This window comes from Pseudomonas sp. CH61 (assembly GCF_059429415.1).
The window spans coordinates 1,783,577-1,800,850 of record NZ_CM182098.1; the positions used below are offsets into that span (position 1 = coordinate 1,783,577).

The 17,274-nt window shown below is 60.5% G+C and carries 18 protein-coding genes; 7 read left to right on the forward strand and 11 right to left on the reverse strand.

Annotated features, from left to right (window positions below; genetic code table 11):
* Positions 1-16 precede the first annotated feature (16 nt).
* From AC5SEM_RS07995 to AC5SEM_RS08005, 3 genes are all read left to right on the forward strand, one after another.
* Positions 17-466 carry a hypothetical protein gene (locus AC5SEM_RS07995; RefSeq protein WP_174245057.1) on the forward strand — a complete coding sequence of 150 codons (450 nt, stop codon included), beginning with the start codon at positions 17-19 and terminating at the stop codon, positions 464-466.
* A complete protein-coding gene (locus AC5SEM_RS08000) occupies positions 463-660 on the forward strand; it encodes a hypothetical protein (protein WP_038366428.1) in 198 nt (65 codons plus the stop codon). Before AC5SEM_RS07995 ends, AC5SEM_RS08000 begins: the two co-directional genes overlap by 4 nt.
* A 127-nt stretch (positions 661-787) precedes the next feature.
* Positions 788-1,804, forward strand: a complete 1,017-nt coding sequence (locus AC5SEM_RS08005) for an ABC transporter substrate-binding protein (RefSeq protein ID WP_495472590.1) — start codon at positions 788-790, stop codon at positions 1,802-1,804.
* Between the two features lie 90 nt (positions 1,805-1,894).
* Here AC5SEM_RS08005 and AC5SEM_RS08010 read toward each other — a convergent pair whose 3' ends face one another.
* Together AC5SEM_RS08010 and AC5SEM_RS08015 are read right to left on the reverse strand one after the other, a co-directional pair.
* Positions 1,895-4,027: a TonB-dependent receptor gene (locus AC5SEM_RS08010; protein WP_495472591.1), complete on the reverse strand. Its 2,133-nt coding sequence runs from the start codon at positions 4,025-4,027 to the stop codon at positions 1,895-1,897.
* 92 nt (positions 4,028-4,119) lie between these two features.
* Complete coding sequence (locus AC5SEM_RS08015) at positions 4,120-4,509, reverse strand: DUF2946 domain-containing protein (protein WP_495472592.1); 390 nt, start codon at positions 4,507-4,509, stop codon at positions 4,120-4,122.
* A gap of 94 nt (positions 4,510-4,603) precedes the next feature.
* Between AC5SEM_RS08015 and AC5SEM_RS08020 the strand changes: the two genes are divergently transcribed.
* Positions 4,604-5,044, forward strand: coding sequence for a DUF3995 domain-containing protein (locus tag AC5SEM_RS08020; RefSeq protein ID WP_007910751.1), 441 nt, complete (start codon positions 4,604-4,606; stop codon positions 5,042-5,044).
* 108 nt (positions 5,045-5,152) lie between these two features.
* Here AC5SEM_RS08020 and AC5SEM_RS08025 read toward each other — a convergent pair whose 3' ends face one another.
* The 7 genes from AC5SEM_RS08025 to AC5SEM_RS08055 form a co-directional block, all read right to left on the reverse strand.
* Entirely contained in the window at positions 5,153-5,515 is a 363-nt protein-coding gene (locus AC5SEM_RS08025) for a Na+/H+ antiporter subunit G (RefSeq protein WP_016982998.1), read from the reverse strand.
* The gene (locus tag AC5SEM_RS08030) at positions 5,512-5,790 is read right to left on the reverse strand and encodes a K+/H+ antiporter subunit F (RefSeq protein ID WP_007910754.1); all 279 of its coding nucleotides are present in this window, start codon (positions 5,788-5,790) and stop codon (positions 5,512-5,514) included. The genes AC5SEM_RS08025 and AC5SEM_RS08030 overlap by 4 nt, the downstream gene beginning before the upstream one ends.
* Positions 5,787-6,275 carry a Na+/H+ antiporter subunit E gene (locus AC5SEM_RS08035; RefSeq protein WP_007910759.1) on the reverse strand — a complete coding sequence of 163 codons (489 nt, stop codon included), beginning with the start codon at positions 6,273-6,275 and terminating at the stop codon, positions 5,787-5,789. The genes AC5SEM_RS08030 and AC5SEM_RS08035 overlap by 4 nt, the downstream gene beginning before the upstream one ends.
* Positions 6,272-7,951, reverse strand: coding sequence for a monovalent cation/H+ antiporter subunit D (locus tag AC5SEM_RS08040; RefSeq protein ID WP_116029183.1), 1,680 nt, complete (start codon positions 7,949-7,951; stop codon positions 6,272-6,274). The genes AC5SEM_RS08035 and AC5SEM_RS08040 overlap by 4 nt, the downstream gene beginning before the upstream one ends.
* On the reverse strand, positions 7,948-8,292 hold the full coding sequence (locus AC5SEM_RS08045; protein ID WP_007910763.1) for a Na+/H+ antiporter subunit C: 345 nt from the start codon (positions 8,290-8,292) through the stop codon (positions 7,948-7,950). Before AC5SEM_RS08045 ends, AC5SEM_RS08040 begins: the two co-directional genes overlap by 4 nt.
* The gene (locus tag AC5SEM_RS08050; protein ID WP_495472593.1) at positions 8,292-11,210 is read right to left on the reverse strand and encodes a monovalent cation/H+ antiporter subunit A; all 2,919 of its coding nucleotides are present in this window, start codon (positions 11,208-11,210) and stop codon (positions 8,292-8,294) included. The genes AC5SEM_RS08045 and AC5SEM_RS08050 overlap by 1 nt, the downstream gene beginning before the upstream one ends.
* A gap of 247 nt (positions 11,211-11,457) precedes the next feature.
* A complete protein-coding gene (locus tag AC5SEM_RS08055) occupies positions 11,458-12,393 on the reverse strand; it encodes a DMT family transporter (protein ID WP_495472594.1) in 936 nt (311 codons plus the stop codon).
* An 85-nt stretch (positions 12,394-12,478) separates the two neighbouring features.
* Between AC5SEM_RS08055 and AC5SEM_RS08060 the strand changes: the two genes are divergently transcribed.
* Positions 12,479-13,042, forward strand: a complete 564-nt coding sequence (locus tag AC5SEM_RS08060; protein WP_095120325.1) for a helix-turn-helix domain-containing protein — start codon at positions 12,479-12,481, stop codon at positions 13,040-13,042.
* The gene (locus tag AC5SEM_RS08065) at positions 13,043-14,437 is read left to right on the forward strand and encodes an FAD/NAD(P)-binding protein (protein ID WP_495472595.1); all 1,395 of its coding nucleotides are present in this window, start codon (positions 13,043-13,045) and stop codon (positions 14,435-14,437) included.
* A 208-nt stretch (positions 14,438-14,645) separates the two neighbouring features.
* Here the strand turns inward: AC5SEM_RS08065 and ppnN are convergent, their stop codons facing one another.
* Entirely contained in the window at positions 14,646-16,019 is a 1,374-nt protein-coding gene (gene ppnN / locus AC5SEM_RS08070; protein WP_008085844.1) for a nucleotide 5'-monophosphate nucleosidase PpnN, read from the reverse strand.
* Between the two features lie 223 nt (positions 16,020-16,242).
* Between ppnN and AC5SEM_RS08075 the strand changes: the two genes are divergently transcribed.
* On the forward strand, positions 16,243-16,770 hold the full coding sequence (locus AC5SEM_RS08075) for a DUF3087 domain-containing protein (RefSeq protein ID WP_495472596.1): 528 nt from the start codon (positions 16,243-16,245) through the stop codon (positions 16,768-16,770).
* On the opposite strand, the gene AC5SEM_RS08080 is transcribed toward AC5SEM_RS08075, so the two are convergent.
* Positions 16,771-17,145: a DUF2784 domain-containing protein gene (locus tag AC5SEM_RS08080; protein WP_495472597.1), complete on the reverse strand. Its 375-nt coding sequence runs from the start codon at positions 17,143-17,145 to the stop codon at positions 16,771-16,773. It lies immediately after the preceding gene.
* Positions 17,146-17,274: the final 129 nt, after the last annotated feature.

Sequence of the window (17,274 nt, forward strand, 5' to 3'; positions counted from 1 at the left end):
AGTCAGTAATCTCGATATGCATGCTTTGTTCGTGTTGGGTGATTTGCGCGCAAAGCTGGTCAAGCTGTTCCAGTCGCGTTTTGTTTACATCACCGAGCAGAACGCCGAAGGCATTTACGTGGCCGAGATCGACACTGAAAGCGCGTTGGTGGTCGATGACAAACCGGGGCTGAAGCTCAAGGTCGGCGATCATTTCAGTGCATCGGTCTTGCCCAGCCGCGAAGGCGGCAAGATGGATATCCGCTTTCGCGAAATCAAACTCACGGTGTATGGGCTGGGCGATTACGCCTTTGTCGACACTGCCGACGGGCACGCGATCCTGTTCAAGGAAGGCCACAGCGTGGTGACCGTGTTTGCGGCCAATCAGCAGTTGCAGGAAGGCCTGACCAAGACCCTAAAAGCTGTTACCGCCAAAGCCGCCAAGTGGCGCAAGGGTGAACTGGTGACGTTCAAGGCCAGCGAGTGAGCCGCGCGGACTTTCATGCGCAGAACCTCGACACTGCACGCGAGGAGGCTCGGCGTTTATTCGCCGCCAAGGCCGAACTGCAAGGCGCCTGGCTGAATTGGCTGGCTGCGCAGATCTACACGCTGCGTCCTGCGGAATACGCCAGCATGGTCAGACGTGAGCTGCAAAGCCTGCAGGAAAAGTCTGATTCATAACCTCGTCCGGAGTGCGGCCCGGAAAAAGCAGGAACCTCGGCTACAGTCAGTTGACTGAGTATTCAGAGGCTTGCGGTCTTCTGTCAGGCCAACCTGCCATTGCTGTGAACAGCACGAGGTGCAATGCATGAACGGATTTCGACGGTTATTGGCCGCCAGCGTGGCCACGTTCGGTTTGCTGACATCCGCGCAATCGGTGACGGCCGCCCAGGCGCCGATCCATTTTGCCGACCTGAACTGGGAAAGCGGCAGCCTGATTACCGATGTGCTGCGGATCATCGTCGAGAAGGGCTATGGCTTGCCGACCGACACCTTGCCCGGTACCACCATTACTCTGGAAACCGCACTGGCCAACAATGACATCCAAGTCATTGGCGAAGAATGGGCCGGGCGCAGTCCGGTGTGGGTCAAGGCTGAGGCCGAAGGCAAAGTCGTTAGCTTGGGCGATACGGTCAAGGGCGCGACCGAGGGTTGGTGGGTGCCGGAGTACGTGATCAAGGGTGACCCGGCCAAAGGCATCAAGCCGCTGGCGCCGGACCTGCGCAGTGTCAGTGATCTGAAAAAGTACAAGGACGTGTTCAAGGATGCAGAAAATCCGAGCAAGGGGCGGTTTCTCAACAGCCCGATTGGCTGGACGTCGGAAGTAGTCAATAAGCAGAAGTTGACGGCTTATGGTCTGCAGGACGATTACACCAATTTCCGCAGTGGTTCTGGTGCGGCGCTGGATGCCGAGATCAGTTCTTCGATTCGTCGCGGCAAGCCGGTGCTGTTTTACTACTGGTCGCCGACGCCGTTGCTCGGCAAGTTCAAACTGGTGCAACTGGAAGAGCCACCGTTTGATGCCGAGGCTTGGAAGACGCTGACTGACGCCGATAATCCCAATCCGAAACCGACCCGTTCGCTGGCTTCGAAGCTGTCGATTGGCGTGTCTACGCCGTTTCAGAAACAGTATCCGCAGATTGCCGATTTCTTCAGCAAGGTGGATTTTCCCATCGAGCCGTTGAACAAGGCGTTGGCGGACATGAGCGAAAGGCACACGGCGCCGCGTGATGCGGCGGTGGCGTTCATGAAGGCGCACCCGGACGTGTGGCAGGCCTGGTTGCCGAAGGATGTGGCGGAGAAGGTTTCGGCTGATTTGAAGTAAAGGGTTGAGGCTGATGGCCTCATCGCGAGCAGGCTCACTCCTACAATTGGAATGCATTCCCCTGTAGGAGTGAGCCTGCTCGCGATGCTTTTAAAACTTCGTTTGCACCGCCAATTCAAAGGTACGCGGTGTCCCCAGGTAATACGCCGGCGAAACATGCGCAAACTCGGCATACACCTCATTGGTCAGGTTGCGCACGCGCCCGGTCACAGTGGTGTGCGAATCAACCTTGTAGCTGAGGAAACTGCCGAACAAGGTGTACGACGGCACGGTCATGGTGTTGGCCGTGTCTGCATACACCGATGCCACATACCGCGCATCAACCCCACCTTGCCAGTGCGGCGAAAAGTCATACGTCAGCCACAGATTGCCGACCCGATCCGGCACATTGGTCGGCGTATTGCCCTTGCGTGACACCACGGCACCGGCAGCATTCTTTTCGGTGAAATCATCGTACTGTGCGTCGACCCAGGCGAAGTTGCCTTCGGCCAAAAGCTTATCGGTGATCCGCAACGAACTGGCGATTTCCACCCCTTTCGAGGTCTGTTGACCGACCGGAATACTGCCGGCCGGATCTAGCGGGTCGGTCACCGCGAAGTCTTTTCGCTCAATGGTGTAGGCGGCAATCGTTGCCGAGCCACGCCCGTTCAGATAATCAAATTTGCTGCCGATCTCCCATTGCTTGCCGGTCGAAACGTCGAAGTCCTGCGTGCCATTCGGTTGCTCGGCGGCGGTGCTGTATTGCACGTAGACGTTGGCCGACGGAATGAACTGGTAGGTCAGGCCCGCGCGGCCGGTGACTGGCTCCCAACTGCGCTTGAGGTGCTTGGGGTTGGCGGCGGTCACGGTGCGATGGTTGGTCACGTCGAGGTCAATGTCGTCATAGCGCAGGCCGGTGAGCAGCGACATTTTTTCGGTCAACGCCAGCCGGTTTTCCACGAACAATGCTTTGGTGGTGACCTCGTTGGTTTTGTCGCTGATCAATTTGGGGTTGGTGCCGGGAATGTCGTAGAAGTGCCCCGGACGATAGTTGTTCGGATCTACCGTGCTGGCGCCTTTGATGTTCAGTGGCGAGTTGGTTGTCTGGTTGACCTTGTATTCGAAGCCCCCCGACCACGTTGTGTCGAGACCGAACAGCGTGTTGTCGTGGCGCAGTTCGAACTGGTTGCCGTTCTGCTCGCCCTGATGGCGTACTTGATAGGCGGTGGAGCGGTTCACGGCCGTATTGTCGGCGTTGTACTGGTAGGTTTCGAGGTTGCGGTAATCGCGTTGGCTGTCGAGGTGATACAGCGTGTTGCGCAGGGTGGTGCTGTCGTTGATGCGGTAGTCGATGATCGAACGGACCCAGATCGTTCTCTGCTCGTAACGACCGTCCTCGACGTTGTAGTTGTTGAAGCGGTTGTGTTGATCGATCTTCAGCTCACCGGCCTTGGGATTGAGCACGGGCGTGCCCCAGTACGGACTGTCTTCGTGTTCGTCCTGATATTCCAGGGCCAACGTGTGCGACAGGTCGGGCGTGAGATCGCTGAGCAGCGAGAACGCCACGCTCCAGGCATCGCGCTCCTGGCGGTCGATGTAGCCGTTGCTGGTGTTGTGACTGACGTCGAGGCGCGCGTAGTGCTGCACGTCGGCGCTGGGATCGGTCAGAGCATGGTTGAGGCCGAACGCGGTTTCGGTGGTGTCGTAGGTGCCGTAGCTGACCCTGCCTTCAACAGCTTGTTCGTCGCGGGTGGCGAGTTTGGTCACGTAGTTCAGCGAGCCGCCGACCGAGCCTGCGCCATTGATCAGCGATGACGGGCCGCCGACCAATTCCACTCGGTCGTATATCCACGAATCGACCGGCCGCGCGAGGCCGCCGGATACGTTGATGCCGTTGAACATCTGGGTGATCTGGCTGCTGGTGAAGCCGCGATAGGAAACAAAACCGCCAAACCCTGGCGGCGCGCTGGCGTTGACGCCGGGCAGGGTGTTGGCGGCGTCCTGGAAGTTCTGCGCGCCGTGGCGCTCGATGTCATTGCGCTTGGCGATGGCCACCGAAGCCGGTGTGTCGCGCACGCTCAGACCCAGGCGCGAGGCCATGCCGCTGGATTGGTCGAGGCTCAGGCCCGGTTCGGCGCCGGACTCGCCATCGATGGTGATCGGCGCCAGATCCACGGTGGCTTGCGCCCAGACGTTAACGGACAGGCAGCCGCACAGGCTCGCCAGCAGAGTGAGTTGTTTCATCATTGAATCCTGAATGCTTGTCTAGGAGTCAGCGCACAGGCGAACGCCGCGCGTTGGCGCAGTGGGCTGACAAATCAAAAAGGCAGGGACACTCAGGCGAGCGGTGGGGCGCGAGGATTGGCCGAAGGCCAGGTGAAGCGGGCAGGGAGGTCGGCGCTGACGATGGGCGCCAGCGGCGGACTGTGTTGTTCTGGCAGGATCGCCAGCGTGAGGCTGGAGTTGAACGCCGGGCCCATGCCGCCGCCGACCGAGCACAGCGGGCAGCCGAATGCCTTGGATAGGGTCGGCAGTTGTTCTTCAGTGGAATTGCTGGCGAGCGGCGCTTGAGTGGCTGGGTCGACTGTACAGAACTGGCCGCCGATGCCGTTGAGCTGCATGCCGACCATTTGTCCGTGACCGATGCTGCAGGCGAACACGTTGAACAGGACGCAGCAATAAAGCATCCAGGCCAGCAGTGAGCGATCGGAACGGGAGAATTTCATGGGGCGGCACTTTACCGTACCGCTGATCGGTCGTGCACTTGAAAAAAATCCGACTAGGATGATTTGTTCAAATCCCTTTCCAAGGATTTCAACCATGACCTTTGTGTTGGCTCAATGGCTGGTGACAACGTTTGCGGTGATCGCCTTGATGCATGTGTATTGGGCGTTGGGTGGGCAGTGGGCGGCGGCAGTCGTGGTACCGCAGGTGCCGGTGCGCGGATTTGTCGCAACGGTGCGGCCGGCGTTCAAGCCTTCGGGCTGGCTCACGTTGATCGTGGCGGCGGCGCTGTTGGTGATTGCGGCATTGGTGTGCATGCGGGTTGGCTGGGGCATGCCGGCGGTGACACACAAGGCGCTGCAATGGGTGATCAGCGCGATTGCGCTGTTGATGTTTGCCCGGGCGATTGGTGATTCCAATCTGGTCGGCTTCTTCAAGGAAGTGAAGGACTCGCGGTTTGCGCGGCTCGACACCTGGGTGTATTCGCCGTTGTGTGCGGTGTTGGGGGCGGGGTTGTTGGCGGTGGCTTGGGTTTGAAATTTGAGGTGATATGAAGATTGCTATCGCGAGCAGGCGAAGGCCTACATTTGGAATGCGTTCCCCTGTAGGAGTGAGCCTGCTCGCGATGGCGTCATCTACAAATCTTCAGCTACCACTCTCGGTACGGCGGCTACTGACCTCGGCCGGCACATCATCCCCAGCCATGCGCTTGCGGAACAACGCCGCCCGCGCCAGCAGCAAAGTAGTCACCGGCACAGTGATCGCCAGCAAAATCGGAATCAGCCAGGCATGTATGACCGGCCCGGACTTCAACGCCGAAAAACAGATGATCGACGCCAGTGCCACACACCACGCGCCCAGTGTCGAAGCCAGTGCCGGCGGATGCATGCGCTGGAAGTAATCCTTCATGCGCAACAATCCGATCGCGCCGATCAACGCAAACAAACCGCTGAGCACCAGCAGGATCGCCACCGGAATCTCGACCCACAGAGACAATTCTGCATTCATTCGATCACCTCGCCACGCAGCAGGAATTTCGCCAGGGCAAACGAGCCGACGAAGCCGAACAGCGCAATCAGCAGCGCCGCCTCGAAGTAAGTGTCACTGGAATAACGAATACCCAGGGTCAGCATCATCAACATCGCGACGATGTACAGGTAATCCAGCGCCAGGACTCGATCCTGTGCCGACGGGCCTTTGAACAAACGCACCAGCGTCAGCACCATGGCCAGCGAGAACAGGAACAGCGTCAGCAGGATGGCGTTCGACAGTAATGGGCTCATTCGAAAATCTCCATCAACGGCCGCTCGTAGGTGGTCTTGAAGTGCTCGATGAATTGCGCTTCATCATCCAGATCCCAGACGTGCAGCAACAGAATGCTGCGGTCCAGCGCCAGCTCCGACCACACCGTGCCGGGCACCACCGTGCAGATCATCGCCAGTGTCGCCAGACCGTGAGCATCGCGCAGGTCCAGCGGGACTTTGACGAAGCCAGAGCGCAGCGGGCGACGACCGGCGTTGAGCACGCCCCACGCGACAATCAGGTTGGACACCACCACGTCGCGACCCACGAGGAAGAACAGGCGCAGGATTGTCCCGGGGCGGCGAATGCGTACCTGTTTCGGACGCAGTTTGCGCATCATCAACGGTGCAGCAAAACCCAGCATCGCGCCGAGCAGCAGATTGCCCGGGCTGATCGACAGGTTCAGGGTCAGCCACAGAACGCACAATGCCAACGACAACAACGGTGCAGGAAACACGCGCTTCATGGCTGCACCTCCAGCATCGCCGATTTGGCTTCCGGACTCGGTACGGCACGGGTGCCGAGCACCGCCATGACGTATTGCTGCGGGTTGTTCAGCGCCTCGGCGGTAGCTTGGGTGTAGCGCAGCAGCGGTTCAGCCTTAAAGGTCAGGACGATACTCAGCCCCAGCAACAGGAAGATCGGCGCACATTCGAGTTTGCGCAGCAGCGGCGAAGGGCGCTCCTCCGGCGTCCAGAAACGCTGGATACCGAGGCGTGAGAACGCCATCAGCGACGCGAGTCCGGTGAGGATCAGCAGCGCCAGCAACGCCCAGGCCGCGTTGGAAATCGGCGCGCCAGTGCCCAGCCCCAGCGGATTGAGCAGTGCACCGATCAGGCTGAGTTTGCCGATGAAGCCGGACAGCGGCGGCATGCCAATGATCAGTAGGGCGCAAGCAATGAAGCTCAGGCCGAGAAACGCCATGGTCCACGGGATGACCTGACCGACCACGGCTTTCTGCTCGTCATCGAGGTTGATGCCTTTGGGTGGTTGCAGGGACTCCTGCGGACGCGGCAGCAGTTCGCTTTCGTCTTCCAGCGGGATCTCGTTGGCCGAGCGCGAACGCTCGATCAACTCGGCCAGCAGGAACAGTGCACTCAACGCCAGCGTCGAGCTGACCAGATAGAACAGCGCCGCGCCGATCAGGTTCGGCTGGGCGAAACCGACGGCGGACAGCAGAATCCCCGCCGACACCAGAATGCTCAGGCTGGCCATGCGCTCCAGGCGTTGCGCGGCGAGAATCGCCAGCGCCGCGCAGGCCATGGTCGCCATGCCGCCGTAGATCAGCCAGTCGCCACCGAAGAATGCCGACGCACCGGCCTGCCCTGAGAACAGCAGCGTCCACAGACGCAGCAGGGTGTACACGCCAACCTTGGTCATGATCGCGAACATCGCCGCCACCGGCGCACTGGCCGAGGAATAGGCTGGCACCAGCCAGAAGTTCAGCGGCCACATGCCGGCCTTGGCCAGGAACGCGACGGCGAGAATCCCAGCGCCGGCATGCAGCAAGCCACGGTCGGCTTCCGGCACCAGCGGAATCTTCAGCGCCAGATCGGCCATGTTCAGCGTGCCGGTGACGCCGTAGATCAATGCCGCGCCGATCAGAAACAGGGAGGAGGCGAGCAGGTTGATCGAGATGTAATGCAGCCCCGACGAAACCCGCGCCCGACCCGACCCATGCAACAACAAGCCATAAGAAGCCGCCAGCAGCACTTCGAAGAACACGAACAGGTTGAACAGATCCGCCGTCAGGAAGGCGCCGTAGAGACCCATCAACTGAATCTGGAACAGCGCGTGGAAACTCGAACCGGCGCCATCCCAACGGGCCATGGCAAACAGCAGGGCGCTAACGCCGATGATCCCGGTCAGCACCAGCATCAGCGCCGACAGGCGATCGACCACCAGCACAATGCCGAACGGCGCCTGCCAGTTGCCCGGCAGGTACACGCCGATGGAACCGGGTACGCCGGTGGTTTGCGTCCATTGCAGCAATAGCACCGAAATGAACAGGCCGACGAGGCTGGAGAACAGGTTGATTTTCGCCTTTAGCGGTCGGTGCCGCTCGCCGAGCATCAGCATGATGGCGGCGGTCAGCAGCGGCAGCAGAATCGGTGCGGCGATCAGGTGAGTCATCGCCATCATTCTTTAGGCTCCCGGCCGTCGACGTGGTCGGTGCCGGTCAGGCCGCGCGAGGCGAGCAGAACGACGAGGAACAGCGCGGTCATGGCGAAGCTGATGACGATCGCGGTGAGTACCAGTGCCTGTGGCAGCGGATCGGTGTAGTGCAGCAAATCCTGGGTGACGCCGTCCTTGATCACCGGCTCCTTGCCGATGAACAGACTGCCCATGCTGAAGATGAACAGATTGACGCCATACGACAGCAGGCACAGGCCCATGACCACCTGGAACGTCCGTGGCCGCAGGATCAGCCAGACGCCGGACGCGGCGAGCACGCCGATGGCGATTGCGATGACTTCTTCCATCAGACGGCTCCCTTGGTGGCGACGGACTTGGGCAGCGATGCGGTCTTGTGACCCCGCACCGATTGGTGGGCGAGAGCAGTGAGGATCAACAGCGTCGAGCCGACCACCACGCCGTATACGCCAATGTCGAAAAACAGTGCACTGGCAACATGGATGTCACCCAGCACTGGCAAGCTGAAATGCCAGGTGTGCGTGGTCAAGAACGGATAACCGACCAACATCGCCCCGAGGCCGGTAGCGGTGGCGAACAGCAGTCCGGTGCCCATCCAGCGCAATGGTCGCAGGCTCATTTGTGCTTCGACCCACTGCGTACCGGCGACCATGTATTGCAGGATGAACGCCACCGACATCACCAGACCGGCAACGAAACCGCCGCCCGGCTGGTTGTGCCCACGCATGAACAGGTAGAACGACACCACCAGCGCAATTGGCAGCAACAGACGCACCAGCACTGCCGGCACCATCATGAAACCGAGCGCGGTGTCGCTGGCCGAACGCGGGTTGACCAGATCGGTGACCACGTCCGGTGCCAGCAAGCGTTGCTGGGCTGGCAGTTGCAGGCTTTCTTTCGGCGGGCGGAAACGGCGGAGCAGGGCGAATACGGTCAGTGCGACGGCGACCAGCACGGTGATTTCACCGAGGGTGTCGAAGCCACGGAAATCCACCAGCATTACGTTGACTACGTTGCTGCCGCCGCCCTCGGGCATGGCGCGGCTGAGGTAGAACGAGGAGATGTCGTTCGGCGTCTGCCGCGTCAGCATCGCGTAGGACAGCAGCGCCATGCCACCGCCGACGGCAATCGACAATAGCAAGTCGCGCAGACGACGAATGCGTGCTTTGCGCAGGCTGCTTGGCAGTGGCGAGACTTCTTCGATACGGCGTGGCAACCAGCGCAGACCGAGCAGGATCAGCACGGTGGTGACCACTTCGACCGCCAGTTGCGTCAGGGCCAGATCAGGCGCGGAGAACCAGACGAAGGTCACGCAGGTCATCAAGCCGCAGACGCTGACCATGGTCAGAGCGGCGAGACGGTGGTACTTGGCCTGCCATGCGGCGCCAAGAGCACAGACAATCGCCAGCAGCCACAGGGTCACAAATACGATCGAGCCGGGAATCTTCGGCCGGTCGCCCCAGCTCAGCGTGCTGTGCAGCATCGGGATCAGACCGGCGAGTACCGCCGCCAACACCATCAGGAACAATTGCATCTGCAGACGCTTGGTGCCGAGTCGCCGTTCCAGACGTCGGGCCAGGCGCATCATAACGACCAGACTGCGCTCGAACAGGCGCTTGCCGTTGAAGCGCCCCACCAGTGGCGGGTATTTGAAGCGCCCGCGCTTGAGCTGATTGCGCAGCAACAGATAGACGATGATGCCGCCGGACATGGCGATCAGGCTCATGATCATCGGCGCGTTCAGGCCGTGCCAGATTGCCAGGCTGTATTCCGGCAGTTCGCCGCCGACGACGGGCAATGCCGCTGCCGCGAGCAATGGACCGACGATCTGCGCCGGGAAAATCCCCACCAGCAAGCAGGTGAATACCAACAGCTCTACCGGCGCACGCATCCAGCGTGGCGGTTCGTGCGGGGTGTGCGGCAGGTCGGTGGCCGGCGGACCGAAGAACACATCGACGGTGAAACGCAGCGAGTAGGCAACGCTAAATGTGCCGGCAATCGTCGCGACAATCGGCAGCGCCGCTTCGACCCAGGCCGTGGCATTGATGAACACGGTCTCGGCGAAGAACATCTCTTTCGACAGGAAACCGTTAAGCAGCGGCACACCTGCCATCGAGGCGCTGGCAACCATGGCCAGCGTCGCGGTGAAGGGAATCAGTTTGATCAGGCCGCTGAGCTTGCGGATATCGCGGGTGCCGCTTTCGTGGTCGATGATGCCAGCGGCCATGAACAGCGAAGCCTTGAACGTCGCGTGGTTGAGGATGTGGAACACCGCCGCCACAGCCGCCAGCGGGCTGTTCAGGCCCAGCAGCAAAGTGATCAGGCCGAGGTGGCTGATGGTCGAGTAGGCCAGCAGACCTTTGAGATCGTTCTGGAACATCGCGCAATAGGCGCCGAGCAACAGCGTACACGCGCCGGCGCCGCTGACGATGTAGAACCATTCTTCACTGCCAGACAGCGATGGCCACAGGCGCGCGAGCAGGAAAACCCCGGCCTTGACCATGGTGGCCGAGTGCAGATAGGCGGAGACGGGTGTCGGCGCCGCCATGGCATGGGGCAGCCAGAAGTGGAAAGGGAACTGTGCGCTTTTGCTGAGTGCGCCGATAAGAATCAGGGGTAAAAGAATAGGGTAGAGGGCGTGTGCACGAATCATGTCGCCGGCGGCCAGGACCTTGTCGAGGTCATAGCTGCCGACGACATGGCCGAGAATCATGACCCCCGCCAGCAGGCATAATCCGCCGGCACCGGTGACCATCAGCGCCATGTACGCGCCGCGACGGGCGTCGGCGCGGTGGTGCCAGTAGCCGATCAGCAGGAACGAGAAGAGGCTGGTCAGCTCCCAGAAAAACACGATCTGGATCAGGTTGCCGGAGATCACCAGACCGAGCATGGCGCCCATGAACGCCAGGAAAAACGCGAAGAAACGCGGCACCGGATCGTCCGGCGACATGTAATAACGCGCATAGAGAGAAACGAGCGTGCCGATGCCGAGCACCAGCATCGAGAACAGCCAGGCGAAGCCGTCCATGCGCAGAACGAAGTTCAGGCCGAGGCTGGGCAGCCACATGAATTCTTCGCGGATCACGCCGCCGTGGGCAATTTGCGGGTACAGCATCGCGACCTGGACGGTGCCGATCAGAGCGACCAGACCTGCCAACAGGGATTCGGTATTGCGCGCATTGTGTGGCAGCACCGCTGCCAGACAGCTGCCAATGAATGGCAGAAGCAGTAGAACTATCAGGGACATAGGCTTCTAATCTGCGGAAGTTTGTGAAGCATCATACGTGCCAGCTCCCCGATCACCAAACGCGAGGATGTCTCAGAATCCTACAAAGTAGTCTGGAATTTTCTGTTTGGCATTGTTTCAGGAAGGTCGATGTTGCTTGGAATGGCCTCATCGCGAGCAGGCTCACTCCTACATTTGGAATGCGTTCACCTGTAGGAGTGAGCCTGCTCGCGATAGCAATAATTCAGACTGTGAAGATTTTGGAGCTTTATCCCTGTGCTTCCCGCTCCAGCTCCGCTTCGGCTTCCGCGACCTTACCCTTGGTCTTCAACTCACTGACAATCACCGCCGCGACAATCAACCCGGCGCCCACCAGCGCGATCGCCGGCAACCGTTCCCCGGCAATCCGCCCGACAATCCCGGCCCATACCGGCTCGCCCGCATAGATCAACGTCGCCCGGGTTGGCGAAACACTCTTCTGCGCCCAGTTCATCGCCACCTGAATTGCCGCACTCGCCGCGCCCAACCCCAGCGCGGTCACCAGCAGGGTCCAGGAGAAATCCGGAAGCGCTTCACCGGTCGGCACCACCAACAGGAACGACAGTACGGAAGTGGTTGCCAGTTGCACAACGGTCACTCGGCGCACATCCACCTGACCGGCATAGGTGCTGATCAGAATGATCTCGGCCGCGATGGCGATCGCGCTGATCAATGTGGCAATTTCACCCGGACTGAAATTCAGCGCCGCGCCGGACGGCCCCGACAACAACATCAGCCCGGTGAACGCCAGCATGATGCCAATGCTCGGCATCAACCCCGGCCGCCGCCCCAACACCAGCCATTGCAGCAACGGCACGAAGGGCACATATAAGGCGGTAATGAACGCCGACTGACTGCTCGGGATCGTTTGCAGTCCCACCGTCTGCAAGCCGTAACCGAGCATGATCGCCACGCCAATAAAGGCGCCCGCCTTGAGTTCGAACAAGGTCAGTGCGCGCAGATGACGCCATGAGAACAACGCGACGATAGCCGCCGCAGCGGCGAAGCGCAGGCCGACAAAGAACATCGGGCCGCTGACGGTCATCGCATGCTGAACCAGCAGAAAGGTGCCGCCCCAGATCATGGTGATCAGCACCAGCACGCACTCGGCTTTGCTGAAACGGGAGAAACGAAGGGGAGTGGGGGAACTGTTCTGCGACGTCATGACCTTGCGCACTTTAAAAAGGAGGCCGCACAATGCGCCCAACGTTGCGCAGTATACTGCCCAACCTCACCGAGTGAGCAATATAGTGCACAAAGATTCAACGCAACGGGCGTCCGTCCTGCAACACGTCAGCCTGAATGTCCGGCGGCTGCGTCATGCCGCCGACATGAGCCAGACCGCGCTGGCGGAAAAATCCGGGGTCAGCCGGCGCATGCTGGTGGCGATCGAGGCGGGTGAAAAGAACGTCAGTCTGACTACGCTTGATCGCGTCGCCGAAGCGCTCGATGTGGCGTTCAGCGATCTGATCCAGGCGCCGGATGCCCGCGATCCAAGCCGCATCAACGAGGTGGCCTGGGCAGGCACCCACCCGGGCAGCAAAGCGGTGTTGCTCTCCAAAGCCACGGCGACTCGCGAAGTCGAGCAATGGGAATGGTGTCTGCAACCCGGCGAGGTCTATCCGTCGCAAGCGGATGCCGAGGGCTGGAGCGAGCAGATTTTCGTCTTCGAGGGTTGCCTGACGCTAATGCTCGGCGATCAGCCGCAGCACATCGGCACGGGTGAGTTTTTCATGTTTGCCAGCAATCAGCCGCATTCCTATCGCAACGATGGCGATGTCGCGGCGCGGTTTGTGCGCAATGTGGTGATTTGAATGAGTCAGAGCGCAGACATCCTGATTATCGGTGGTGGCCTCAGTGGCACGATGCTGGCGGTCCAATTATTGCGTCTGCCTGGCCGGCGCAAGGTCCTGATCGTTGAACCGCGTGCGGAACTGGGAAGGGGCGAGGCGTACAGCGCGGTCGAGTTGGGTCACACACTCAATGGCAATGCGGCGCGCATGAGCGTCGATCCGGATATTCCTGATGATCTGACGCGATGGCTGACTGAGCACATTGCCGGCGGAGGCTGGCCGGAGTCTGCAGAGCAGAATGTGCCGGTCAGCGAATTGTTTCCGCCGCGTGGATTGTTCGGGGTCTATGTGCAGCAGCGTCTGGCTGAAGCGCGCACTGTCGGGGCGCGTTATGGTTCGAGCGTTGAACACATTCGAGCGGAAGTCGTCGATCTGCAGGTCGATGCCGATTCAGTGCAGCTCACACTGAGCAATGGCCAGGCACTGCGCGGTGGCTCCGCGGTCTTGGCGACTGGAATGTTCCCTGCCGCACGAACTCCGCAGAAAGTCTCCAGTGGCCTCAACGCCGCCGCCCTCGATCCTTGGGATGTCGCGGCCATGCGCCAGCTCGATCCGCAATCCACCGTGATGATCATTGGCTCCGGCCTGACCATGGTCGATGCCGTGGTGTCGCTGGAGCAGGCCGGGCATCGCGGGCCGATCGAAGTGTTTTCGCGGCATGGTTTGTTGCCCCATGTGCGCAGACAGCCACCGGTTTGGGTTGATTTTCTTGGCGTCGATCACAACCTGCGCACGCCACGACAGCTGTTGCGTGAATTGCGTCGGCAGTGTCGCGACGCCATGGCCCAAGGCATCGATTGGCAGGCGCCGCTGGACACAGTCCGCGTGCACATCGCCCGGTTGTGGAGTCAGGCGACTGACGTGCAGCGTCGACAATTCGTACGGCATGTGCGGCCGTGGTGGGAAAGTCATCATCACCGTTCGCCGCCGCTGAGTGCGGCGCTGGTTGAGCGTCTTTATAAAGAAGGGCGATTGCGTATTCAGGCAGCTTCGTTCAAAGGGCTTGAGCCGAGCCCTGAAGATGGCGTCAGCATTCGTATTCGACGTCGCGGTGAGTCGCAAACCTGCGTGGTGCAGGGCGCCGCGTTGATCAACTCCAGTGGCATCGAGTACGACTGGCGTCGGGTGGCGCGACCGTTGCCGCAGCAGGTGCTGGCGCGCGGTCTGGTGCAGCCGGGACCGTTGGCGTTGGGGATTGCGGCGGCCGGGGATGGCGCGGTGCTGGATGTCGAGGGGCGAGCGGCTAGCCGGTTGTTTGCCATGGGGCCACCGTTGCGCGGGATGTGGTGGGAGAGTACGGCGGTGACGGATGTGGCGTTGCAGGCCAAGGCGTTGGCGGCGCGGTTGGTGGGATGAGGTTGATGGTGTTCTTTCAGGCCTCTTCGCGAGCAGGCTCGCTCCCACAGGGGGATTCAGGTTGCAAATACCATTTGCGCCACACCACAGACCCTGTGGGAGCGAGCCTGCTCGCGAAAGCGGTGGTTCAGTCAATATAAAAGGTGACTGATATACCGCTATCGCGAGCAGGCTCGCTCCTACACGTGTTGCGTGGAAACCGAAAGAGTTACGCCACCACTCGATAGCACGGCACATACGCCGCGCCGCCCGGCAGTTTCATCCGGTGCTGGGCGACGAAGGCTTTGAGCAGGGCATCGAGCGGTTGCATGATCGCCGCGTCACCACGGATCTGGTACGGCCCGTGTTCTTCGATCAGGCGAATGCCCTTGTCCTTGACGTTGCCAGCGACGATGCCAGAAAACGCCCGGCGCAGATTGGCCGCTAGTTCGTGCGGTGGCTGGTCGCGGTGCAGTTTCAGGTTGGCCATGTTCTCGTGGGTCGGATCGAACGGACGCTGGAAGCCTTCGTCGATTTTCAGCAGCCAGTTGAAGTGGAACGCATCGTTGCGTTCGCGGCGGAACTGCTTCACCGCTTTCAGGCCTTGGGTCATCTGCCGCGCCACTTCGGCCGGGTCGTCAATGATGATTTCGTAGTGCTGCTTGGCCGCTTCGCCGAGGGTCGCGGTGACGAAGGCGTCGAGTTGTTCCAGATACGGCGCGGCGTGTTTCGGCCCGGTGAGGATGACCGGGAACGGCAGTCCTTTATTGTCCGGGTGCATCAGGATGCCGAGCAGATAAAGGAACTCTTCAGCGGTACCGGCACCGCCTGGGAAGATGATGATGCCATGGCCAACACGGACGAACGCTTCCAGACGTTTTTCGATGTCCGGCAGAATCACCAGCTCATTGACGATCGGGTTTGGCGCTTCGGCGGCGATGATGCCCGGTTCGGTCAGACCCAGATAACGCCCGCCGTGAATACGCTGTTTGGCGTGGGCGATGGTCGCGCCTTTCATCGGGCCTTTCATCACACCCGGGCCGCAACCGGTGCAGATGTCGAGGCTGCGCAGGCCCAGTTCGTGGCCGACTTTCTTGGTGTATTTGTATTCTTCGGTGTTGATCGAGTGACCGCCCCAGCACACGACGATCTTCGGCTCGACGCCCGGGCGCAGTGTGCGCGCGTTGCGCAGCAGGTGGAAAACGTAGTCGCTGATGCCTTGCGAGGTGGTCAGGTCGATGCGTTGGCTGTCGAGTTCGTTTTCGGTGTAGACGATGTCGCGCAGGGCGCTGAAGAGCATTTCGCGGGTGCTGGCGATCATTTCGCCGTCGACGAAGGCATCGGCCGGAGCGTTCAGCAGCTCCAGGCGTACGCCGCGATCCTGTTGGTGAATGCGGATTTCGAAGTCCTTGTAGGCTTCGAGAATGGTCTTGGCGTTATCAACATGGGCGCCGGTATTGAGGATGGCCAGGGCGCACTGGCGGAAGAGGGTGTAGGTGCTGCCGGATCCGGCTTCGCTCAGTTGCTGAACTTCACGTTGAGAAAGGGTTTCCAGGCTGCCTTTCGGGCTGACCGAGGCATTGATTACGTGTCGTTGGGTCATGCAATGATCCTTAAAACGATGTCATCTCAAGACTAGGCGATGGCATCCGAATAGTGTGTATCCATGAATGAAGATGGCACGATCTGCGCTATACCGCCATGTCCCCGTTGGACGCTGAAAAGATGAAAAGGAGCCCCAGCATAGCTAAATCCGCGCTAGAGGCGATAATGCGCCGGCCGGTTTTTTCTGTTAGCCCTTTTGTCGCTCAAGGAAGTCATTTGTGATGTTCGAGATTCAGCCGATGGACGCCGCTACCTTTCGCCAGCAGACCCGACGCAGCACGATCATCATCGCCGTGCTGTTCCTGGTGCTGGCGATGTTGTTTTCCAGCGTCGCGGTGGCGCTGTTCGGCGAGCCTGGCGGCGATAACCTGCGCTTCAATGTCGGCGGGGTGTTTGTGGCGTTTCTGCTGACGGCTGCGCTGTTGCGCGGGCGCTTCTGGAATCAGAGTTGGATGGCGCCAGCGGTGTATAGCTGGCGACTCAAGCGCAACCTGATGAGCATCACCAATGTGATGCATCAGGTGACGGCGGCGGTGGACCAGAATGATCCGGCGGCGATGAAGGTTCTGCGCTTCTACCATCTGGGATTGACGCAAATGCACGAACTGGACGGCAACTCCAGTGATCATGGGCAATTGTGGCGGGAAGCTGAAGCACACAAGGAGCGGATGCAGGCGCTGGGGCTCGATACCGAGCAGACGCGCCTGGATCCGGCCTGGCTGGAGGCGTTGAAGCAAACGGCGCGCTGATTACAGTGCGCGGCGCAGTTTCCACAAACGGATTAAACGGCCGTAAACCAGCAGGTTGACCGCCAGCACCACGCTGCCGAGCGCCAGTTGAATCTGCGGGGTGAGCCCGGCCGGATAGATGATCGGCCAGATGTAATGCTCGATGAAGCCGCCGGCGTATTCGGTCTGCCCGGCCGCGTGACGCATAAGGTTTTCCCAGTACGTCAGCGGACAGGTCAGATGCAGCACCTCAACCGCCACACCCCAGGCGGCAGCGGGCAAATGCAGCCACATCAAACGTGGCCATTTGAGGACCAGCAGCCCGCCAAACAGCACGAACAAAATGAAGCACAAATGGAACAGCACCAGCCCGTCGGCTGCGATTCGGTACAGCATGTCGTCTCCCTGACGCAATTGTGAATGGCGCTATGTTACGCCGGTCAGGGGGGCAAAGGTCAGTGCGAAAATCAGCGAATTGCGCGCGCATCCGGCCGATTTCCCACAAGTGCGCAAGATTGTTCAAGC